The sequence below is a fragment of the Vibrio ouci genome (genome assembly GCF_004551525.1).
Classification (GTDB): domain Bacteria; phylum Pseudomonadota; class Gammaproteobacteria; order Enterobacterales; family Vibrionaceae; genus Vibrio; species Vibrio ouci.
In genome coordinates this window covers 1-1,596 of record NZ_SATR01000167.1, presented here as the reverse complement: position 1 = coordinate 1,596, position 1,596 = coordinate 1, and the positions used below count along the sequence as shown (strand labels likewise).

Below are 1,596 nucleotides of genomic sequence, written 5' to 3'. Positions count from 1 at the left end.
TTTTGCTAAATCACCACTCAAAGGTACCAATCTATGGGTGGTGAACTGAACAGGGTTGGTACTACCGCTCTCAAGGACACGGCGCGCCGAAGCGCCCCCGCCCAGCCCACCATAATTTAGATAGTACAATTCCTAATCGAATCTACTATGTTCAGGTGTGCCGAAGCCGCACATAAAAAAACCAGCAAAAAGCTGGCGTCTATGCGCCTTGAGAAAATAAAACGGGGTACCAATCCCGGCACTGGATTTTGCCAGTGCCCGTGTAATCTATATTAATGATAGGTGTGCAGTCAATGAAGAAGGTGAACGATATCTACCTAATAAGCTGTATATGAAGGAGTTATTTTCATTAATAAGTTCACCATATTTTAAAAGTACCGCAGTGGATGCTTGAGCGATGATGAGTTTCAACTTTTTCAGACTTAGTTGAGATCTAATCCTAAGCAGCTTCACGTGATTCCAGGCTTAGGCGTTTAACGTAAGACCCTAGTTGCACCTAAAGAAAGGGCATCACAGTTGATTGGTATCGATGTCTTACCGAAAATGTCTTCATAAAAAGAAGCGTAAAAAGTGGAAGTTTTAACTCACAGATAGAGTTAGGAAGAGTGTGACTCTCCTTTGCTACTAATTGCCTTTCAACGTACGCCAATTACTTTCCATGTACTTATGTACTTAAATAAAAGTCAAAATAAGTACACAAAATGTACTTGTGAACCACCTCAAAAGGTACTATATTAGTTCACATAAATGAGAAGTGTAGAAAAGTAAGGAGTTAACTATGACCACTATGTTAGAAAAAAGCATTGATAAAGTGACGACTGAAATCACTCCAGATCCGATTAAACAGTTACTCGCAGAAAGGCTGCTTAACAGTCTAGCTTCAACATTAGCGTCAATCTCCATGAAAGATACTAAGCAGTTATTGACGCTGGGTGACGTCGATTTCTCTTTGAAGGTTGGTAACGTCTTAGCTGAACAACAAATTGGTCGTCAGCATGATGAGGTAGCAATACAAACTATACAGAATAATAACAAGATACAGAGTTTTCTCGAGAAGCTGAATGATCATGGTGGATTCTATACATCAAAGCAACTTGAAAACAAATTAGGTATAACTAAATCTGCAATCAACAATAGAAAGGCTAGAAATACTCTTTTTAGCATTAAAGTTGGTGGTCGTGTGTACTTCCCAAAATTCCAATTTACGGAAAAAATGGAAGTAAACAAACCGTTTAAAGAAGTTCTTGGGTATCTTTCTGGCAAAGACCCTATTGCGTGCTTCTTTTTCTTAATCGAAAAAGCTGCTAATCATCAAGGCGAAGAACAAGCGATATATAAAGTGTTAAAGTCAGATGATCAAAAACGTTATGTATATGCCAACATTGAAAAGAGAGCTAGAGCTCTACATGCTCAATAAAAGAGGGTCGAACGACCCTCTTTGGATTAAGTGTACTAATTCAGACCTGATCTGACAGTTACCCACTTTTCGACTCGGTGCCTGTCAGATTATATCTGGGCTAGATTCTTTTCAGCCCAGATTGATTTCCCATCTTCTAATGTTTCTATAGGCGTCCTGCCACAGCACATTTTTCCTTG

The 1,596-nt window shown here is 39.2% G+C and carries 1 protein-coding gene; it reads left to right on the top strand.

The features are described 5' to 3' along the window. Positions 1-778 precede the first annotated feature (778 nt). Positions 779-1,417: a hypothetical protein gene (locus ELS82_RS24805; RefSeq protein ID WP_134837748.1), complete on the top strand. Its 639-nt coding sequence runs from the start codon at positions 779-781 to the stop codon at positions 1,415-1,417. Positions 1,418-1,596: the final 179 nt, after the last annotated feature.

Coding starts and splice junctions, on each gene's coding strand:
- ELS82_RS24805 (WP_134837748.1), top strand. CDS start 779: ATGACCACTATGTTAGAAAAAAGCATTGATAAAGTGACGACTGAAATC.